The organism is Streptomyces sp. CB03234 (genome assembly GCF_001905885.1).
Lineage (GTDB): Bacteria > Actinomycetota > Actinomycetes > Streptomycetales > Streptomycetaceae > Streptomyces.
On the sequence record NZ_LIYH01000001.1, the window covers coordinates 191586 to 211632 of the forward strand.

General features: G+C 71.5%; 16 protein-coding genes, 1 tRNA gene and 1 pseudogene. 15 read left to right on the forward strand and 3 right to left on the reverse strand.

Going from position 1 to position 20047, the window contains the following annotated elements:
* Positions 1 to 2: 2 nt before the first annotated feature.
* From AMK26_RS00880 to AMK26_RS00925, 10 genes are all read left to right on the forward strand, one after another.
* A complete protein-coding gene (locus AMK26_RS00880) occupies positions 3 to 680 on the forward strand; it encodes a phosphonatase-like hydrolase (RefSeq protein WP_073750776.1) in 678 nt (225 codons plus the stop codon).
* Positions 677 to 1747 carry an ABC transporter ATP-binding protein gene (locus AMK26_RS00885; protein ID WP_073750778.1) on the forward strand — a complete coding sequence of 357 codons (1071 nt, stop codon included), beginning with the start codon at positions 677 to 679 and terminating at the stop codon, positions 1745 to 1747. Before AMK26_RS00880 ends, AMK26_RS00885 begins: the two co-directional genes overlap by 4 nt.
* On the forward strand, positions 1740 to 2789 hold the full coding sequence (locus tag AMK26_RS00890; protein WP_079277389.1) for a 2-aminoethylphosphonate ABC transporter permease subunit: 1050 nt from the start codon (positions 1740 to 1742) through the stop codon (positions 2787 to 2789). The genes AMK26_RS00885 and AMK26_RS00890 overlap by 8 nt, the downstream gene beginning before the upstream one ends.
* Positions 2770 to 3567: an ABC transporter permease gene (locus tag AMK26_RS00895; RefSeq protein ID WP_073750780.1), complete on the forward strand. Its 798-nt coding sequence runs from the start codon at positions 2770 to 2772 to the stop codon at positions 3565 to 3567. Before AMK26_RS00890 ends, AMK26_RS00895 begins: the two co-directional genes overlap by 20 nt.
* Before the next feature lie 14 nt (positions 3568 to 3581).
* Positions 3582 to 4649: a 2-aminoethylphosphonate ABC transporter substrate-binding protein gene (locus tag AMK26_RS00900; RefSeq protein WP_073750782.1), complete on the forward strand. Its 1068-nt coding sequence runs from the start codon at positions 3582 to 3584 to the stop codon at positions 4647 to 4649.
* Between the two features lie 141 nt (positions 4650 to 4790).
* The gene (locus tag AMK26_RS00905; RefSeq protein ID WP_073750784.1) at positions 4791 to 6326 is read left to right on the forward strand and encodes an alkaline phosphatase family protein; all 1536 of its coding nucleotides are present in this window, start codon (positions 4791 to 4793) and stop codon (positions 6324 to 6326) included.
* Between the two features lie 81 nt (positions 6327 to 6407).
* Positions 6408 to 7187 carry an HAD-IIA family hydrolase gene (locus AMK26_RS00910; protein WP_073750787.1) on the forward strand — a complete coding sequence of 260 codons (780 nt, stop codon included), beginning with the start codon at positions 6408 to 6410 and terminating at the stop codon, positions 7185 to 7187.
* A 137-nt stretch (positions 7188 to 7324) separates the two neighbouring features.
* Complete coding sequence (locus AMK26_RS00915) at positions 7325 to 7915, forward strand: hypothetical protein (protein WP_073750789.1); 591 nt, start codon at positions 7325 to 7327, stop codon at positions 7913 to 7915.
* Between the two features lie 2 nt (positions 7916 to 7917).
* Positions 7918 to 8580, forward strand: a complete 663-nt coding sequence (locus tag AMK26_RS00920) for a class F sortase (protein ID WP_073750791.1) — start codon at positions 7918 to 7920, stop codon at positions 8578 to 8580.
* A gap of 316 nt (positions 8581 to 8896) precedes the next feature.
* On the forward strand, positions 8897 to 9916 hold the full coding sequence (locus AMK26_RS00925; RefSeq protein WP_073750793.1) for a glycoside hydrolase family 6 protein: 1020 nt from the start codon (positions 8897 to 8899) through the stop codon (positions 9914 to 9916).
* 48 nt (positions 9917 to 9964) lie between these two features.
* Here AMK26_RS00925 and AMK26_RS00930 read toward each other — a convergent pair whose 3' ends face one another.
* From AMK26_RS00930 to AMK26_RS00940, 3 genes are all read right to left on the reverse strand, one after another.
* The gene (locus AMK26_RS00930) at positions 9965 to 11917 is read right to left on the reverse strand and encodes a galactose oxidase-like domain-containing protein (protein ID WP_073750795.1); all 1953 of its coding nucleotides are present in this window, start codon (positions 11915 to 11917) and stop codon (positions 9965 to 9967) included.
* Complete coding sequence (locus AMK26_RS00935) at positions 11914 to 13860, reverse strand: glycosyltransferase family 2 protein (protein ID WP_073750797.1); 1947 nt, start codon at positions 13858 to 13860, stop codon at positions 11914 to 11916. The genes AMK26_RS00930 and AMK26_RS00935 overlap by 4 nt, the downstream gene beginning before the upstream one ends.
* A 414-nt stretch (positions 13861 to 14274) precedes the next feature.
* Positions 14275 to 14348: transfer RNA gene (locus tag AMK26_RS00940), tRNA-Lys, on the reverse strand.
* Positions 14349 to 14534: 186 nt separating this feature from the next.
* Between AMK26_RS00940 and AMK26_RS00945 the strand changes: the two genes are divergently transcribed.
* The 5 genes and pseudogenes from AMK26_RS00945 (at position 14535) to AMK26_RS00965 (ending at position 20006) form a co-directional block, all read left to right on the forward strand.
* Positions 14535 to 15872 carry a peptidoglycan-binding protein gene (locus AMK26_RS00945; RefSeq protein ID WP_073750799.1) on the forward strand — a complete coding sequence of 446 codons (1338 nt, stop codon included), beginning with the start codon at positions 14535 to 14537 and terminating at the stop codon, positions 15870 to 15872.
* Between the two features lie 62 nt (positions 15873 to 15934).
* Positions 15935 to 17287: pseudogene (locus AMK26_RS00950) on the forward strand (SPFH domain-containing protein); the annotation flags it as partial.
* Positions 17288 to 17419: 132 nt separating this feature from the next.
* Entirely contained in the window at positions 17420 to 18013 is a 594-nt protein-coding gene (locus tag AMK26_RS00955; RefSeq protein ID WP_073750803.1) for a lytic polysaccharide monooxygenase auxiliary activity family 9 protein, read from the forward strand.
* A gap of 107 nt (positions 18014 to 18120) precedes the next feature.
* Positions 18121 to 19374: a sensor histidine kinase gene (locus AMK26_RS00960; RefSeq protein ID WP_073752909.1), complete on the forward strand. Its 1254-nt coding sequence runs from the start codon at positions 18121 to 18123 to the stop codon at positions 19372 to 19374.
* Positions 19353 to 20006 carry a response regulator gene (locus tag AMK26_RS00965; protein ID WP_073750805.1) on the forward strand — a complete coding sequence of 218 codons (654 nt, stop codon included), beginning with the start codon at positions 19353 to 19355 and terminating at the stop codon, positions 20004 to 20006. Before AMK26_RS00960 ends, AMK26_RS00965 begins: the two co-directional genes overlap by 22 nt.
* Positions 20007 to 20047 lie beyond the last annotated feature (41 nt).

Here is a 20047-nt window from a genome sequence, read left to right on the forward strand (position 1 = left end):
CCATGGCAATCAAGCTTGTCGTCCTCGACATGGCCGGCACCACCGTCGCCGACGGCGGCCTCGTCGAGGAAGCCTTCGCCGCCGCCGCCCGCGCACTGGGCACGGAGCCGGACGAGCGCATGCTCGACCACGTCCGCGCCACCATGGGCGAGTCCAAGATCTCCGTCTTCCGCCACCTCTTCGGCGACGAGGCCCGCGCCCAGCAGGCCAACCTCGCCTTCGAGGAGGCGTACGGGAAGCTGGTCGCCGCCGGGCGGATCGCCCCCGTCCCCGGGGCCGCCGACACGATCCGGGAGCTCAAGGACCAGGGACGCACGGTGGTCCTCACCACCGGGTTCGCGCGCGTCACCCAGGACGCGATCCTCGACGCCCTCGGCTGGCGGGACCTCGTCGAGCTGACGCTGTGCCCCGCCGACACCGACGGCGGGCGCGGGCGCCCCTACCCCGACATGGTCCTCGCCGCCCTCCTCCGCACCGGCGCGGCGGACGGAGTCCAGGGCGTCGCGGTCGCCGGCGACACCTCGTACGACATGCTCAGCGGCGTACGCGCCGGGGCCCGGGTCGTGGCCGGCGTCCTGACCGGCGCGCACGGCGCCGACGCGCTGCGCGACGCGGGCGCCACGCACGTCCTCGGCTCGGTCGCCGAACTGCCGGACCTGCTGGCCCGGGTGGAAGCATGACCAGCGGTATCCGAACCAGCGGCATCCGTTTCGAGAACGTCTCCGTCGCGTACGGGAAGAACGTCGTCCTCGACTCCCTCGACCTGACCGTCGAACCCGGCGAGGTCATGGCGCTGCTCGGGCCGTCCGGCTCGGGCAAGACCACCGCGCTGCGCGCCGTCGCCGGGTTCGTACGCCCGGTGTCGGGGCGGGTGTTCATCGGCGGGCGCGACGTGACCGCGCTGCCGCCGCACCGGCGCGGCATCGGGATGGTCGTCCAGAGTTACGCGCTGTTCCCGCACATGCGGGTCGAGGACAACGTGGCGTTCGGGCTGCGCGCCCAGAAGGCGCCGAAGGGCGAGATACCCGGCCGGGTCGCCGAGGCGCTGGAGCTGACCGGCATGGCCGCGTACGCCCGGCGCTACCCGCGCGAACTGTCCGGCGGCCAGCAGCAGCGCGTCGCCATCGCGCGGGCGCTCGCCATCCGGCCGGGCGTGCTGCTGCTGGACGAGCCGCTGTCGGCGCTCGACGCGCAACTGCGCTCCGGGATGCTCGCCGAACTGGCGCGGCTCCACCGCGAACTGCCCGACGTGTCCATCCTGTACGTCACCCACGACCAGGTCGAGGCGCTGACGCTCGCCGACCGGATCGCCGTCATGGACGGGGCGCGGCTGCGGGACTGCGGCACGCCGCGGCAGCTGTACCGGCGGCCGCGTACGGAGTTCACGGCGTCGTTCGTCGGCAACGCGAACCTCCTGCCGGTGACGGTGGAGTCCTCGGGCGCCGTGACGTTCGCGGACCGGGAGCTGAAGGTCCCGGTGCCTCAGGGGGCGGCGGGCGGCGCGACCCTGTGCGTCCGCCCGCACCTGCTCGGCCTCGGCGACGGCCCCAACGCGCTGCGCGGCACGCTCACCGAGGTCCAGTGGCGGGGCGCGACACACCGGCTGTACGTCGACGTCGACGGGCACCGCGTGATGGCCGACCTCCGCGAGCTGCGGGACCCGCCGCCGCTGGGCGCGCCCGTGACGCTCCACTTCGCCCCGGACGACGCGGTGCTGCTGGGCGCGGAGGTGGCCGCCCATGGCTAGCGCGGGCCGCCCGGGGGGCGGTACTTCACCGTCGGCGCCTGCGGACGCCCCCGTCGGCAGCCTCGCGCCCCGCGCGGGGACGCTCGGCGACCAGCCCTCCCCCGCCGACACCAGCGCTGCCGCGCCCGGCCCCGACGCCGCGCCCGGGCCGCGCCCGACCGCTGAGGCGACACCCGGCACCCGCACGACAAGTGCCGAGGCACCCGGAGCAACCCCGCCCGTCCGGGACGACCATCGCCGCGTACCCGCCTGGGTCTGGGCCCTGCCGCCCGTCGCGGTCCTCGGGCTCGTGTTCCTCTACCCGCTCGGACTCGTCGTACAGGAATCCCTCGCCCCCGGCGCCTACGCCGACGTCTTCGCGTCGCAGGCCTTCCGCGAGGCGCTGGTCACCACCGTGTGGCTGGCCGCCGGGGCGACCGTCGGGTGCCTGGTCCTGGGGTTCACGCTCGCGCTGATCATCGCGTTCGTGCCGTTTCCCGGGGGCAGGGCGGTGGCCAAGTTCATCGACGTGTTCCTCTCCTTCCCCTCCTTCCTCGTCACGCTCGCCCTCCTCTTCATCTACGGCACCGTCGGCATGGCCAATGGCCTGTGGACGGACGTCACCGGCGCCGCCGAGGGGCCGTTCGCGTTCCTGACGACGCCGTGGGGCGTGCTGCTCGCGGAGATCACGTACTTCACGCCCTTCGTGATGCGCCCGCTGCTCGCCGCGTTCTCGCAGCTGGACACCGCGCAGCTGGAGGTGGCGTCCTCGCTGGGCGCCCGGCCCGCGCGGATCGTACGGCGGGTGATCCTGCCCGAGGCGCTGCCCGCCCTCGCGGCGGGCGGGAGCCTCGTCCTCGTCATGTGCCTCAACGAGTTCGGCATCGTGCTGTTCACCGGCGCCAAGGGCGTGACGACCCTGCCGATGCTCGTCTACGGCAAGGCGATCCTCGAGTCCGACTATCCGGCCGCGTGCGTCGTCGCGGTCGTCAACATCGCGATATCCGTGGGGCTGTACGCCCTGTACCGGGTGGTGAGCCGTCGTGTTGGTGCACAGCGCTAAGGGCAAGTGGGCCGCCTGGGCCCTCTTCGCCGTCCTGTTCCTGCCCCTCTTCGCCCTCCCCCTCCTCGTGATCGCCGCCGCGTCGTTCTCGACGAACTGGTCCGGCGTCTTCCCCTCCGGCCCGACCGCCGGGCACTACGCCGCCGCCGTGCGCGGCGAGTCCCTCCAGGCGCTGACCACCAGCCTGGTCACCGCCGTGACGGCGAGCCTGCTCGCCCTGCTCGTCGGCACCTGGGCCGCGCTCGCCGCCGCGTCCCTGAACAAGCGGGTACGACGCACCCTGGACGCCCTGTTCATGCTGCCCGTCGCCGTCCCGTCCGTGGTCGTCGGCCTCGCGGTCCTCGTGGCCTTCTCCCAGCCGCCGTTCCTCCTCAACGGCACGCGCTGGATCGTGATCCTCGCCCACACCGTGCTGGTCACGGCCTTCGCGTACCAGTCGGTCTCGGCGGCCATCGTCCGCCTGGACCCCATGTACGAGCAGGCCGCCGCCAGCCTCGGCGCCCGCCCCGCCCACGTACTCCTCCGGGTCAGGCTGCCGCTGCTGCTGCCGTCCCTGAACGCGGCCGCGGGGCTCTGCTTCGCCCTGTCCATGGGCGAGCTGAGCGCCACGATGATGCTCTACCCGCCGGACTGGCTGCCGCTGCCGGTGCTGATCTTCACGGCCACCGACCGCGGCTCCCTGTTCACCGGCTCGGCGATCGCCGTCGTCCTGATGGCGACGACGCTCCTCGTCCTGCTCGCCGTCTCCCGTATCCGCACCAAAGCCACCTACCGCTAGGAGAGAACGACGTCATGCTTACGCACCCCGCCGCCCTCAAGCCGCTCGCCGCCCTCACCGGCAGCCTCGTCCTAGCCACCACGCTCACCGCCTGCGGCGGCAGTTCCGCCGCCTCCGACGAGAAGGTCGTCACCGTCTACAGCGCCGACGGTCTCAAGGGCGAGAAGGGCGACGGCTGGTACGACCAGGTCTTCAAGGACTTCGAGAAGCAGACCGGCGTCAAGGTCGAGTACGTCGAGGGCGGCTCCGGCGAGATGGTGCAGCGCGCCGCCCGCGAGAAGCGCAACACCCAGGCCGACGTCCTCGTCACCCTCCCGCCCTTCATCCAGCAGGCCGACTCCAAGGGCCTCCTCCAGCCGTACGAGCCCAAGGGCTCCGACCAGGTCGACGGCGCCGACAAGTCCGGCGACGGCACGTGGACCTCGGTCGTCAACAACTACTTCGGGTTCATCCACAACAAGAAGGAGCTGAAGACGCCCCCCACCACCTGGGAGGACCTCCTCGACCCGAAGTACAAGAACAAGCTCCAGTACTCCACCCCCGGCGTCGCCGGCGACGGCACCGCCGTCGTCATCAAGGCCATGCACGACTTCGGCGGCCAGGAGCCCGCCATGGAGTACCTGAAGAAGCTCCAGGCCAACAACGTCGGCCCGTCCTCCTCCACCTCCAAGCTCGCGCCGAAGGTCGACAAGGGCGAGATCCTCGTCGCCAACGGCGACGTCCAGATGAACTTCGCCCAGGCCAGGTCCATGCCGAACCTGCGCATCTGGTTCCCCGCCAAGCAGGGCGGGAAGCCCACCACCTTCGCCCTCCCGTACGCCGCGGGCCTCGTCAAGGACGCCCCGCACACCGACAACGGCAAGAAGCTCCTGGACTTCATGCTGAGCGAGCAGGCGCAGCGTCAGGTCAGCGCGATCGGCGGCGGCTTCCCCGCCCGCGCCGACGTCAAGCCCACCGACGCCAACGCCATCGAGCTGGCCAAGCTGATGGAGGGCGTCGACGTCTTCGAGCCGGACTGGGCGGACATCGACAAGAACCTGACGTCGTACGTCGACGCGTGGAAGTCGGCAACGGGAAGCTAGCGAGCCGAAGCCAAGAGTTCACCGCACGTATCTGGTGCCCCGCGAAAGGTAGCGGAAAGATAACGGGTACGGACCAACGCCCCTGGGAAACCGGGGGCGTTGGCGTGTGCCCCCACACCGCCCTTCGACGGAGGTCTCCCGATGCCGAACACCGGCATGTCCCGCCGTACCGTGCTCGCCGCAGCAGCGGCCGGGGCGGCCGCGGCGGCAGTCGCCACCGCCCCGGCCGCCCACGCCGCCGCGCCCACCCTCCCCAACGGCACCAGCAAGGACAAGGTGCTCGTCGTCGGGATGGACGGGCTGCGCCACGACAGAATCGACGCGGCGAACGCCCCGCACATGAAGTCGATGATGAGAGACGGCACCTACGGCCTGTCCCTGCTGTACGCCAACCCCATGGCCGCCACCTCCTCCGGCCCCGGCTGGTCCACCATCTCCACCGGCGTCTGGCCCGACAAGCACGGCGTCAAGGACAACACCTTCACCGGCAAGAACTACGGCACGTACCCCGGCTTCCTCGCCCGCCTCGCCCAGGTGCGGCCGGAGCTGTCCACGTACGCCGCCGTCGACTGGAAGCCGCTGGACACCCAGGGCACGGTCACCCCCGGCGCCGACGCCAAACTGGTCCTCGACGGCGACCGCGACGGGTACGTCGCCCACGACGAGACCATCGCCGCCGAGACCGAGTCGATCCTCCGTAACCAGAACCCCGACGTCCTGTTCGTCTACCTCGGCAACACCGACGTCGTCGCGCACGCCAACGGCACCGGGCAGAAGTACCTGGACGCCATCGCCGTCCAGGACGCCCAGCTCGGCCGGATGCTCGCCGCCATCAAGGCCCGCCCCTCCTACGCCACCGAGCGCTGGACCGTCATCGTCACCACCGACCACGGCCACGTCGACGCGGGCGGCCACGGCGGCAGCTCCATCGAGGAGCGGCGCACCTTCGTCCTCGCCACCGGCCCCGGCATCGCGGCCGGCGCCCGCCCCCTCGACACCCGGCTCGTGGACGTCGCCGCCACCGTCTTCCACCAGCTCGGCATCGTCCCCGACCCGTCCTGGGGCCTGGACGGCAAGCCGATCCAGCAGCGCTCCACCGACCCCTTCGACACCCTCCAGGCCTCGCTGACCCAGCGCGTCGACGAGACCGGCATCCCCGCCGGCGTCCTCGGCTTCACCCACACCCCGCCCAGCGGCTGGTCCGTCATCAACAACGCCATGGGCACCGGCGGCATGACCGAGTGGCGCGGCTGGTCCTTCGCCACCGACGAGTTCTGGTCCCGCACCCAACGCGACCAGCAGCGCGAACTCAACGTCCGCGCACGCGGCGTCTTCGCGGTCGCCGACTCCGACGAGTGGGCCGACAAGACCTTCTCCGGTACGTACGACTCGACCCTGGTCAGCCCCGCGTACAGCGTCAGCGGCAGGACGAAGGTGACGCTCGACTTCACCACCCTCTACCGCCAGGAGGGCAGCCAACGGGCCGAGGTCCTCGCCTCCTTCAACGGCGGAGCACCGACGCTTGTCAAGAGCTACACCTCCGACGTCATCTCCAAGCCCCAGTCGCTCACCGTCGCCGTCCCCTCCGGAGCCTCCAGCGTCAGCTTCCGCTTCCGCTACACCGGGTCCAACAACTGGTACTGGACGATCGACGGGGTCAAGGTCACGGCTTCCTGATTAGGCTGGGGGCGTCGCCACAGCGCTGTCGCGGCGCCCCCAGCACGCATGTCTGTACCTGTACGGCAGGAGTCCCGCCCCATGGCAGAGCGCAAGCCGATCGAATCCTGGCTCACCGACATGGACGGTGTCCTCATCCACGAGGGCGTACCCATCCCCGGCGCCGACGCCTTTATCAAGAAGCTGCGGGATACGGAGAGGCCCTTCCTGGTCCTCACCAACAACTCCATCTACACCGCCCGGGACCTGCACGCCCGGCTCGCCCGCATGGGCCTGGACGTGCCCGTCGAGAACATCTGGACCTCCGCCCTGGCGACCGCCCAGTTCCTGGACGACCAGCGGCCCGGCGGCACGGCGTACGTCATCGGCGAGGCGGGGCTCACCACCGCGCTGCACGACATCGGCTACATCCTCACCGACCACGACCCCGACTACGTGGTCCTCGGCGAGACCCGTACGTACAGCTTCGAGTCCCTCACCAAGGCGATCCGGCTGATCAACGGCGGGGCCCGGTTCATCTGCACCAACCCCGACGAGACCGGCCCGTCCGCCGAGGGGCCGCTGCCCGCCACCGGCTCGGTCGCCGCGCTGATCACCAAGGCCACCGGTAAGGACCCGTACTTCGCGGGCAAGCCGAACCCGCTGATGATGCGCACCGGGCTGAACGCCATCGGTGCCCACTCGGAGACCAGCGCCATGATCGGCGACCGGATGGACACCGACGTGCTGGCCGGCCTGGAGGCGGGCATGGAGACCTTCCTGGTCCTCACCGGGCTCACCACGCCCACCGATGTGGACCGCTACCCGTTCCGGCCCTCCACGGTCGTCGACTCGATCGCCGATCTGGTCGATCGCGTCTGAGCGGCCTTCGAGTCCCCCTTCGAATCCCATCGGCGCAGGTCAGAGCCGCCCGACCGGGTGAAAGGGCGGTGAGGGCCGCCCCCCTGCGGATGCGGAAACCGGCGAACGGGGTGAATCTTCAGTGCAGGAGGTTCACGATGCGTTCAGCTCTGTTTGCGCTCCGTGCCGCAGCCGGGGCGGCCACCGTCCTGGCGCTGGCCGCCGGGCCCGCGTACGCCGGTGACGGCGAGGAGGACCGGGACGGCGAGAAGCACCGGGAGAAGGTGACGGCCCTGGTCGTGCCCGCCACCACCAAGCCCGGCGGAGACGTGGACATCCAGGTCCACGGCTGCAAGGGCAAGCACGGCTCGGTCAGGTCCAAGGCGTTCGTCGCGGACGCCGAGCTGTCCGGCCGCCAGGGCAAGGGCGGGCCGCTGTACGGCGACACCACCGTCAAGTCCCGCCTGGACTCCGGTTCGTACCCGCTCACCGTCCACTGCGACGGGCGCGACCACCACGACGCCGGTACCGTCCACGTCACCCACCACCCGGCGCCCAGCCCCGTCGCCCCGGTCAGGGCCGGTGGCGGAGGCACCGCCGTGCTGGCCGCCGACGCGCCCCGGGGCGGTACGGAGGAGCAGGGGCCCAGCACCCCGCACACCGTGATCGGCCTGGTGCTGGCGGGCGTCGCGGCGGTCGCCGTCGCCTTCCGCAGCACCCGCCGCCGGCGCCGTACCCGCGCGGACTGACCGTGTCCTCCGCACGGCACCCCGCCGGACACGGCCGGCTGCTCACCGGGGTGGCCTGGGCCCTGTTGCTGCTGGGCCTGTGGCTGTGGGGCAAGGACATCACGGGCGGACCGGGCGGGCTGTCCGCCCCCACCACCGGAGACGTCGCCGCCGTCGGCCGCCCCCTGGGCGTCCCGCTGCCACCGGCCCGCCCGCCGATGGAGCCCGCCCCGCCCGAGCGCCTGGAGGTCCCGTCGCTGGGGATCACCGCCCCGGTCGTCCCGCGCGGCCTGGACAGGACGGGCGCGATGGACCCGCCCCCGTACGAGAAGGCGCACAGCGTCGGCTGGTTCCGCGACGGGGCGCAGCCGGGCACGGACGGCGCCGCGCTCTTCGTCGGCCACGTCGACACCGAGACGAAACCGGCCGTCTTCTACGGCCTGAGCTCCGCCCGCCCCGGCGAACGGATCAAGGTGACCCGGACGGACGGCTCGGTCGCCGAGTTCACCATCGACGACGTGCAGGTCTTCGCCCGGCACGAGTTCGACCCCAAGAAGGCGTACGGGCAGCGTCAGCCCGGCCGCCCCGAGCTGCGCCTGATCACCTGCGGCGGCACCTTCGACCGCGCGTCCGGGACCTATACGGCGAACGTCGTCGTCTCCGCGTACCTCACGAGCGCCGCGTAGCGCACCAACGCCGCGCAACGCGCACCACCTGGCCCGGCCGACGACCCTTCCCCCGTTGCACCGGGGGCCCCATACCCGGGCCGTCGGCCGAGCCGGCCCTCGACCGCGTGAGTCCGGGCTGCGGGAGAAGCCCGGCATCGGCGCGGGAGGTCGGGGGTGGTCCGGCAGCTCGCGCTCACTGTAGAGCGGCGCCCCGGTCCGATCCAGACCGCCCTCGTGGCTTCCGGACACGTGTGTCAGGATGGATTCGACCGGGTTGTCCGGGAGGGGGCACCTGGGGGGTGATCCCGCACACAGTGCAACCAAGGGGGAGTGGATGTACGGCAGTTGCACCGGACGTGCCCGCGTGAGGGCGGCCGCGGTCGGGGCGGTGGCGGCATTGCTGCTGGCGGGTTGCACCTCCTCCGACGGCGGCAGGAAGCCCGAGGCCGTGCCCGGCGTGAGCCAGCAGCCGAAGGCGACCGACCCGTTCTGGGTCAACCCCGGCAGCAAGGCGGCCCAGCAGGTCGCGAGCTATCTGCGCGACGGCAGGAAACAGGACGCCGAGCTCATCAAGAAGATCGCCTCCCAGCCGGTGGGCGAGTGGGTCGGCACCGAGCAGCCGGAGGAGGACGCCCGCGGCTTCACCGAGGCCGCCGCGAAGGCCGACCGCGACGCCGTGCTGGTCCTCTACAACATCCCGCACCGCGACTGCGGCCAGCACTCCGCGGGCGGCGCCCCCGACGGCGACGCGTACCGCGCCTGGCTGGACAAGGTCGCCAAGGGCATCGGCGACCGGCGGGCCACGGTGATCGTGGAGCCGGACGCCGTGATGCACATGGTGGACGGCTGCACCGGGGGCGAGTACCACGAGGAGCGGTACGACCTGCTCAAGGGCGCCGTCAAGCGCCTGAAGCAGCTCCCGAACACCAAGGTGTACCTGGACGCGGGCAACGCCGGCTGGGGCAAGCCGGACCAGATCTTCGAGCCGTTGCAGCGGGCGGGCGTCGGCGAGGCCGACGGCTTCGCGGTGAACGTGGCCAACTTCCAGACCACCGAGGCCAGCAAGGAGTACGGCAAGAAGGTCTCGGCGAAGGTCGGGAACAAGCCGTTCGTCATCGACACCAGCCGCAACGGCAACGGCCCCTACACCGAGGGCGACCCGGCCGAGAACTGGTGCAACCCGCCGGGCCGCGCCCTCGGCGAGACGCCCACCACCAACACGGGCGACCCGCTGGTGGACGCGTACCTGTGGATCAAGCGCCCGGGTGAGTCGGACGGCGACTGCAAGGGCGGCCCGAAGGCGGGCGACTGGTTCCCGGAGTACGCCCTCGAACTGGCCCGCAACAGCAAGTGACCGAAGGGGCGCCCCCGCTGGGGGCGCCCCTTGTGCATGTGCGGGGTGTTACGGAACCTCGACCCACACCGCCTCGGACGGCGTGCCCTTGTCGTCGGTGACGAAGAGCATGTACCAGCCGGAGGGGACCAGGGAGCGGTTCTTCGGCACGGTGACCTCGATGCCGTCGGCCGTCTTCTTCATCTCCAGGGCGATCGAGCGCTGGTCGACGTCGGTGACGTGCGTGACGGCGCTCGGCCGCATCAGCTTCGCCGTCTTGATCTTCGCGGCGTCCGGGGTGGTGAAGACGCCGCTGTCACCGCGCTTGATCTTCGCCGGGCCGCCGGTGACCTTCGGCTTGGAGTCCCGGAACAGGTAGGGCGGGGTGTAGATCTCGATGCGCTGCTCGAAGACGCCCGGCTTGGTGTTGGCCTTGTCGGCGAAGAGCGAGTCCGACCCGAAGATCATCACGCGGCCGTCGGGCAGGAGCACCGAGCCGGAGTGGTAGTTGCGGCCCACCTGCGGGTCGGCGACGCGTGTGTACGTCCCCGTCTTCGGGTCGTACGTCCGCGCCTCCAGGACGTTGGAGTCGCTGCGGCCCCGGTAGTCCTCCGAGCCGCCGGTGACCAGCACGGTGTCGTCCGGCATCAGCGAGGCGCTCGGGTAGCGGGTGCCCTTGTCGAGCGAGGCGCCGTCCTTGAAGGACGGGTTCGGGTCCTTGAGGTCGACCAGGCGGGACTTCTCGCTGGACTTCTCGGACTCGCCGACCCCGCCGCCACCGATCACCATGAACCGCTGGTCCTGGGCGGGCGGCAGCATGACGGTGGCGGACGTCTCCATCTTGTCGGCGTCGCTCAGGCCCGGGATCTTGTCGAACTCGTTGGTCTCCAGATCCCAGACGCCCGGCTCACGGCCGACGTCGGCGGGCCCGTACCCGGCGTTGGAGCCGGAGTAGAACAGCTTGCCGTTGTCCATGAGGAAGATCGCCGGGTACGTCGGGAAGCGCCGCTCGATCCCGGTGTACTCCCACGTCTTCGTCTTCGGGTCGTAGATCTCGTCCTTGCCGGGGACGATCTGCCCGATCTCGTCGAGGCCGGAGAGGGCGAGGACCTTGCCGTCCTTGAGCGTGGTGAGCGTCGGGTACCAGCGGGCCTCGTTCATCGGGTCGACCTTGATGTACTTCTCGGCGACCGGGTCGAACTCGAAGGCGTCCCTGATGCCCTGGAAGTCCTTCTTGTCGAGGGCGAGCTTCTGCGCCATGCCGTAGACGTTGCGGGCGTCCTTGCCGCTCAGGCCCTCGACCTTGTAGTTGTCCTCGGTGCCGGTCTCGAACTCCTTGCCGGACTCCTCGGCCTCCACGTAGATCCGGCCCAGGCCCGGCTGGGTGCGCAGGAAACGGCCGGTGGTCTTGTCGAAGACCTTCTCGGCCTTCTCCACCAGGACCGGGTCCTTGGAGACGAACGTCTTGCCGTTGGCCTTGCCGGTGAACCTGGTCCCGGCGGGCAGCGTGATCGGCTTGTCCGGGTCCTCGTTGTGGACGATCATCAGGCCGCCGGCCTTGGTGACGTCGCCCTTGAGCTTCTCGTACCGCTTGGTGCCGCCCGCGACCAGCAGCTTCCCGTCGGGCAGCTGGGTGTGCCCGGCGCAGAACATGTCCTTGGGGGTCTCGATCTTCTTGAACTTGTCCGTCTTCGGGTCCCACAGGACCGACTCGAACTTGTTCGCGTCGAAGTTCTTCTGGTTGTTGCCGGAGCCCGCGATCAGCAGCACCTTGCCGGTGTGCAGCAGCGCCGCGTGGATGGTGTTGATCCGGAACTCGGAGGGGACGTCGAGGAAGTCCCAGTGGCCGTTGGCGGCCTTGTACTCCGGCTTGTTGATCGTGTAGTCGTGGTACTTCTCCGAGCCGTACCTGTACAGGGCCGGACCGTTGAACCCGGCGACCACAGCAACCACCGCCGTGCCTATCAGAATGCGACGGGCACGGTTCCGGCGGTGGTTCGGCCGGACGGGCAGGCTGCTCATTTGTTACGTCCCCCAAGGGCGATCTGCATGGTGTCGTTCTGCGCGGCCCAGCTCGGCTTGGCCTGCGGCGCGTGGTCCGCGGCCGGCGCGGGCGGCTGCGGCGGCCGGCTCCCGCCGCCGTGCCGGGCGGGGCGCTTCTTCTTCTCCTGGCGCAGCATGTGCCGCCAGACGAAGATCGGCGTGGCGGTGATCAGCGTGGCGAACGACGCCCAGATGATCATCGCGGGGTGGGAGTTCCCGAAGACGAAACCGGCGACCATGGACCCGCCGAAGATCCCGATGAAGTACCAGTGGTACCGGAAGGTCCCGAACCACCTGTCCGGGCTCGCCGAGTCGCCCTTGGGGGTCACCACGAAGGAGCTCTTGCGGCGGAGGACGGAGTCGATCAGCGCCTTGGCGTAGAGCGGCGCGGACAGGGCGGACATCACCATGCCGGCCACGCCGCCGGACCCCTCCGGCTCGTGCGGGGAGACGTTGTGGCGGCGGTTCCAGACGTACAGGCCGATCTGGAGCGCGGAGGCGTTGCCGTAGAGCATCAGCCACACGGTCGGGTCGATGTTCACACCCGAGGCGCCCAGGCCCAGGAACAGCGCGCAACTCAGCGCCGCGAGGATCCAGTTCAGGGCGGACATCGGATAGAAGATGATCATCATCGTGTAGTTGAAGAGCTTGCTCGGCGGCAGCGTGCCGAAGCCCTTCCAGTACTGCTTGAGGATCGTCTCGTACGTACCGCGCGACCAGCGCATCTGCTGTGTGAAGAAGTCCGTCCAGGCGCTGGGACCCTCACCGACCGCGAGGACGTCCGGGGTGTAGACCGAGCGCCACTTGTTGCCCGTCACCGGGTTCTTGTGGCGGTGGATCTCGAAGCCGGTCGCCATGTCCTCGGTGATCGAGTCGTACAGGCCGCCGATCTGCTTGAGCGCCGTGATGCGCACGGCGTTCGACGTGCCGACGAACATCGGCGCGCCGTAGCGGTTGCCGGCGCGCTGGATCAGCGCGTGGAAGAGGAACTGCTGCGACTCGGCGGCCTTGGTGACGAAGTTGTCGTAGTTGCCGTAGACCTGCGGGCCGATGACGAAGCCGACGTCCGGGTCCCGGAAGAAGCCGAGCATCCGCTCCAGGTAGTTGGGCAGCGGTACGTGGTCGGTGTCGACGGAGGCGAAGAAGTCGTAGTTGCCGCCGTGCGCGTCCAGCCAGGCGTTGTAGTTGCCGTGCTTGGTCTTGGCGCGGTGCGCGCCGGTGGGCTGGTTCCACTTCGCGATGCCCTTGCGGGAGAAGTGGTGCACGCCCAGGCGCTCGCACACGGCCTTGACCTCGGGGTCGTCGCCCTCGTCGAGCAGCCAGACGTGCATCAGGCCGCGGTGCCGGATCTTCACGGCGGCCTCCAGCGTCTTCGTCACCATCTCCAGGGGCTCCTTGCCCGGGACGAAGGAGGTGAGGAAGGCCACCCGGGTGCCGGTCTCCGGCACGACCGGGACCGGGTCGCGGGCGACCAGCGTCGCGTGTGCGTTCGACAGCACGTTCATGCACCGGAAGAGCTCGATCAGGCCGATCGAGACGAGCATCACGATGTCGAGCGCCGGCAGCCAGTCGAAGGCCGGGTAGTCCCGCTCGGTCCAGTGCGACGGCTGCAGCAGCCAGACCAGCAGCACCAGCGACAGCACCGGGGCGGCGGCGAGCATCAGGGCGACCCGGATGCGGTGCGGCTCCTGCGAGATCAGCGACCGGTACTGCACCTTGTACGGCTTGTTCGGGTCGGGCTGGGTGAGGGGCCCGGCGAGCCGGCTGTAGTGCTCGTAGTCGTAGCGCGGCAGCGGCTTCGCGGCGGGGCGCTGCCGGGCCCCGCCACCGGTCCGGAGCTGCGGGGGAACCCGAAGCTGAGTGGTCCGGGATGGGTCGTTGTCCTGCCGGGCGCCGGTCGCGCCGGTCGGCGTCGACGTCATGAGTCATCCCCCCGCACGCATGCTGGCTGCGTGATTGGTCTGGTCGTTTCCCGTCCGGACGCGCAGTCCCCCTAGACCGGCGTATCCCGACGCATAGTGGCAGGCCACCGTCCCCGAAGACATGGAACGACGACCTTCCGGTTGCATGATGCCTGTCACGGCATCACACGCGTGAACGGGGCCCCCACCCCGCGGTCCCCGCAACCGGAGCATCCCCCGAAACTGCTGCCAACTGCTCGGACCTCATGCCCCATTGAGAGACATCGGCTCCAGGATAGGGTCTACGCCCCCAGGTCTTGATCGCAAGGGTGAAACAGACTGTTTCCCGGGTAAACGCACGATTTGGGTGGCTCCGGGGGAGGGGCGGTACGACTGAGGCCCCCTCACCCGTGGTGAGAGGGCCTCGGCCTCGCGTGCGCCGCCAGGGACTCGAACCCCGGACCCGCTGATTAAGAGTCAGCTGCTCTAACCAACTGAGCTAGCGGCGCCTGCTGACCTGCACAACTTTACCCGATGACCGAGGGTGCTCCGGCCTCCGCGGTGATCATTGAGCGGTGCTCCCGGCCTGTCGACCGGACGATTTTCCCCTTTCAACCGTCAAAATGCGCTATGTCGGGACAGTTGAGACACTGGCGCCCGTACCGCAGCACCGGGAGATCCTGGAGGGGAACCGTATGGCCGTACCGGTCTTCGAGGAGTACGAACCCGCCGCCGACTGTCCCTGCACCGGCTGCGCCCGGCAGCGGCGCGAGACGGCCCTCCGCCTGGCCGTGCGGGCCGGTGGCCACCCCGCCGCGCACGGCGCGCGCCGCGCCCTCGTCCTGTTCACGGCGGCCGGTGTGGCCCTCGGCGCCGGAGCCGGCACCGGAGTCGGCGGCGCGGTCGCCCTCGCCCACCCGGCCGGTCCGGCTGGTCCGGTGGGGCCGTCCGCACTCGGGCGTGACCGGGACGATCCGGGTGAGGCCACTCCGCAGGGCGGCGCCGGGCCACTGCACGGGCGCCCGCACGCCGGGCCGACGGGCGGTCACGGCCCCGTCCCGGCGCTCCGCCGGGTCACCCGCGCCGAGATCATCAACCGGGCCAAGCGCTGGGTGGCCGCGAAGGTCCCGTACTCCATGGAGAAGTACTGGACGGACGGCTACCGCCAGGACTGCTCGGGCTTCGTCTCGATGGCCTGGAACCTCGCCGGCAACGAATGGACCGGCTCCCTCGACCGGTTCGGCACCCGGCTGGACCGCTCCGAGCTCCAGCCGGGCGACATCCTGCTCTTCCACAACCCGGCCGACCCCAACCACGGCTCGCACGTCACGATCTTCGGCGGCTGGACCGACTACACGCACACCTCCTACACGGCCTACGAGCAGACCCGGCCGTACGCCCGCAGACAGGCCACCCCGATGGCGTACTGGAAGAACTCCAGCCGCTACGTCGCCTACCGCTACAAGGGCCTGAGCGGCGGCACCCTCGGCAACCCGGGCAGCCGGGGCACCTCCGTGGCCTACCCCGGCTCGGCGTCGTTCGGGCCGGGGGCGAACAACCGGTATGTGACGCGGCTCGGGCGGATGCTCGTCGAGCGGGGCGGCCAGCGGTTCTACCGCTCCGGCCCCGGGCCGCGCTGGTCCGAGGCGGACCGCAGGGCGACGCGGGCCTTCCAGCGGGCGCAGGGCTGGATCGGGCGGGACGCCGACGGGTTGCCCGGGCCGAAGACCTGGCGGCTGCTGGTGAACGGACAGGGCCGTGACATCCCGTCCGGTTCCGGTACGTCGGCCTCGGCGCCCGCCTTTCCCGGCCGGGCGTACTTCCGGCCCGGCCAGTCCAACCAGCACGTCGAGCGGCTGGGCCGCCAGTTGGTGAAGCGGGGCTTCGGCGCCCACTACCGCTCCGGGCCCGGGCCGCGCTGGGGCGAGGCGGACCGGCGCAACGTCGAGGCGTTCCAGCGGGCCCAGGGCTGGCGGGGCGGCGCGGCCAACGGCTACCCGGGTCCCGAGACCTGGCGGCGGCTGTTCCGATGACGGACCACCACAAGGAGGCAGGGTTGAGTACGGCGATGCCGGAGGGCGGCGGGACGACGGCCGGTCGGCGTGTCCCGGTGATCGGGAACGAGACCACGGGGCAGATCCCGGTGCATCTGCTGTTCCGGGACGACGACAAGGCGGACCCGGGGGAGGCGGACACGGGCCCGGTCACACCCGCGCGGGACCGGCCGCCCAGCGATGCCCGCCCCGCCGAGGGTCGCCCCGCCGGGGCGCGTCCAGCCGATGGCCGCCCCGCCGAGGCGCGTGCAGCCGACGCACGTCCCGTCGGGGCGCGTGCCACTGACGCGCGTCCAGCCGATGGCCATCCCTCCGGGGCGCGTCCAGCCGACGCACGCCCCGCCGACGCACGCCCCGCCGACGCACGCCCCGCCAACGCACGCCCCGCCGGCGCGCGTCCCGCCGCGCCGGTCACCGCCGGCGTGCCGGTGCCGGTGCCGGCGCCGGCGCCGGGGGCGGCGGTTGCGAGGCGGCCGGTTCCGGCGGCCGACCCGGAGCTGGCCGAGCGGCCGGGGCCGGTGCTGCCCGGGTGGGCCGGGGTGGTGGCCGGGGCGGTCGCGCTGGCCGGGTGCGCGGCGCTGCTGTGGTGGGTCGGGGCGGTGCCGGTGTCGGTGACCGGCATGCTGGGGCTGCCGTCACACCCGTACCACGGCATCCCGCTCGGCGTCTGGGCGGTGCTGGCGCTCGGCGTGCTGGTGGTGCTCTTCTCGTTCGGCGGGCTGGGCCGGGGGAGGGTCGGGTACGCGTGGGTCCTCACGCTCTTCGGTGACTACCGGGGCAGTGTGCGGCGCACGGGGCTCATGTGGGTGAGCCCGCTGCTGCTGCGCCGCCGCGTCGACGTACGGCTGCGGCACTGGCGCAGCGAGCCGCTGCCCGCCGTCGACGCGCACGGCACCGCGCTGCGGGTGGTGGTGCTGGTGGTGTGGCGGATCCGGGACACGGTGCGGGCGGCGCTCGGCGTGGCGGACCACGAGCAGTACCTGCGTGAGCAGGTGGAGTCGGCGATGGCCCGGGTGCTGTCGCAGCTGCCGGCCGACGCTTTCCACGAGGACGCCCCGACGCTGCGGGACGCCGAGACGGTGGGCGAGGCGCTGACGCGGATGCTGTCGGCGGAGTGCGCCCCTGTCGGCATCGACGTCTTCTCGGCGCAGCCGACGCGGATCGAGTACGCCCCGGAGATCGCGGCCGCGATGCAGCGGCGCCGGATCGCGGCGATCGACGCCAAGCACCGGGACACGGTGCTGACGTCGGTGGTGGACGCGGTGGACGACATGGTCCACCGGCTGACCACGCGTGGTCTGGTCGAGCTGGACGACTACGACCGCAAGGCGCTGGTCAAGGACCTGACGGTGGCCTTCTACACGGGCAGGAGTGGTCCGGTCGAAGGCCCCTGATTGGTATGGACATGTTCAACCAACGTCCATACATTGGAACTTGGTCTAGACCGGAACCAGTAGGACCGCATCACCACGCGCGCGTGCAGCACGGCTCATGGAACTTCCCCCACGTTCACCTGGAGCACCAGCATGCGGAATCGCACGATAGGCACGGCCGTGGTGGCCCTCGGCGTGGCCGGGGCCTCCCTCATGGCCACCAGCAGCGCCAGCAGCCACGGCTACACCGACTCCCCGATCAGCCGTCAGAAGCTCTGCGCCAACGGCACCGTGACCAACTGCGGCAACATCCAGTGGGAGCCGCAGTCCGTCGAGGGGCCCAAGGGCTTCCCGGCCGCCGGTCCCGCCGACGGCAGGATCTGCGCCGGCGGCAACGGGCAGTTCGCCCAGCTCGACGACCCGCGCGGGGGCAACTGGCCCGCCACGAGGGTGACCGGCGGCCAGAGCTACACCTTCCGCTGGCAGTTCACCGCCCGGCACCGCACCACCGACTTCCGGTACTACATCACCAAGAACGGCTGGAACAGCACCGCGCCGCTCACCCGCGCGGCCCTGGACCCCCAGCCGTTCCTCACCGTCCCGTACAACGCCCAGCAGCCGCCGTCCACGCTCACGCACCAGGGCACCATCCCGGGCGGGAAGACCGGCAAGCACCTGATCCTGGCCGTCTGGACGATCGCGGACACGGCGAACGCCTTCTACGCCTGCTCCGACGTGCAGTTCTGACGGTCGGTCGGGGACAGCCGCCGCGCGACTGGTAGGGCCTGCCATACCCCGCGTACCCCCGCTGGGGCCATGGTGGCGCTGTGAGCCCGGCGCCTACCGTGATCTCCATGGATCCCCGTACGCCCTGGCAGGCCTTGACCAGGGGTGACTATCTGCGCGGCGGCTGGCCCTGGCGGTCGGCCGGCTATCTGGCGAGCGGTGTGCTCGTCGGCGTGCCCGTGCTGACCGTCCTGCTGGTGCTGGCCGCCTTCTCGTCCGTCCTCGTCGGCGTGCCGCTGCTGCTGCTCGCCGGGGTCGCCCTCGGCGGCGTCGAGCGGTGGCGGCTGGGGCTCGTCGACGCCGACCCGGCCCCCGACCCGCACCGGATACCCGAGGAGCCGGGGCTCCGGTCCTGGCTGCGGGTACGGGTGCGGGAGCAGGCCACCTGGCGGGAGCTGGCGTACGCGCTGCTGCACGGCTGCGTGCTGTGGCCGCTGGAGCTGCTCGCCCTCGCCGTGGCCCTGGGCGCGCCGCTCGCCCTGATGGCCACGCCCGTGCGGCTGGCCCTGGACGGCCAGGAGGTACGGGTGCTGAAGGGCCCGCTGGTCACCACCTACCCGGTGGCCTTCGCAGCCGCCGTGTGCGGGCTGCTCCTGCTGCCCGCCCTGCTGTATCCGCTCGGCGCCCTGGCCGGCGCCCGCGCCGCGCTGACCCGGCTCCTCCTGGCGCCCCGCGACACCGAGCTGCGCGACCGCATCGGCGAGGTCACCCGCTCGCGCGCCCGCCTGGTCGCCGCGTTCGAGGCCGAGCGCCGCCGTATCGAGCGGGACCTGCACGACGGCGCCCAGCAGCGGCTGGTCGCCCTCACCATGACCCTGGGCCTCGCCCGGCTCGACGCCCCGCCCGGCCCGCTCGCCGACCAGCTCGCCAGGGCCCACGACGAGGCCGGCCGGGTCCTCACCGAGCTGCGCGAGCTGATCCACGGCATCCACCCGCAGGTCCTCGCCGACTACGGCCTGGGCGCCGCCCTGGCCGACGCCGCCGACCGGTCGGCCGTCCCGGTGGACACCGACATCGATGTGCCGCGCCTCCCGCCGCCCGTCGAGAGCGCCGCGTACTTCGCGGTCTGCGAGGCGCTCGCCAACATCGGCAAGCACAGCGGCGCCGCCCGCGCCCGGCTCACCGCCCGGCACACCGGCGAGCTGCTCCATATAGACGTGGAGGACGACGGCACCGGCGGCGCAAGCCCGGCCGACGGCACCGGTCTGACCGGCTTGGCCGACCGGATCGCCGTCCTCGATGGCAGACTGGCGATCAACAGCCCGCCGGGCGGGCCGACCGTGCTGCGAGTGGAGATCCCGTGCCGAGCCCTCTGCGGATAGTCCTGGCCGAGGACAGTGTGCTGCTGCGCGAAGGGCTGTCCGGGCTCCTCGCCCGCTTCGGCCACGAGGTCGTCGCGGCGGTCGGCGACGCGGCCGCCATGCAGGGCGCCGTCGCCGAGCACGACCCGGACATCGTGGTCACCGACGTCCGGATGCCGCCCGGCTTCCGCGACGAGGGGCTGCGCGCCGCCGTCACGCTGCGCACCGAGCGCCCCGCCCTGCCGGTGCTGGTCCTCAGCCAGTACGTCCAGCGTGCGTACGCCGCCGAGCTGCTGGAATCGGGTGACGGCACCGGCGTCGGCTATCTGCTCAAGGACCGGATCGGCCAGGTCGAGGAGTTCCTGGAGGCCCTGACCCGGGTCGCGGCGGGCGGCACGGTCGTCGACCCCGAGGTCGTACGCCAGCTGCTGCGCCGCCACCGCGATCCGCTGGCGGCGCTGACCCCGCGCGAGCGCGAGGTGCTCGCCCTGGTGGCGGAAGGTCACTCGAACGGGGCGATCGCCCGGCGCCTGTCGGTGACGGAGGCGGCGGTCGGCAAGCACATCGGCAACATCCTGGGGAAGCTGAACCTGCCGCCGGCCGAGGACACCCACCGCCGGGTCCTCGCCGTCCTGGCGTTCCTCCGCGCATGACCCCACGGCGTGAGAACGAAGAAGCCCCTCGCTTCCGCGAG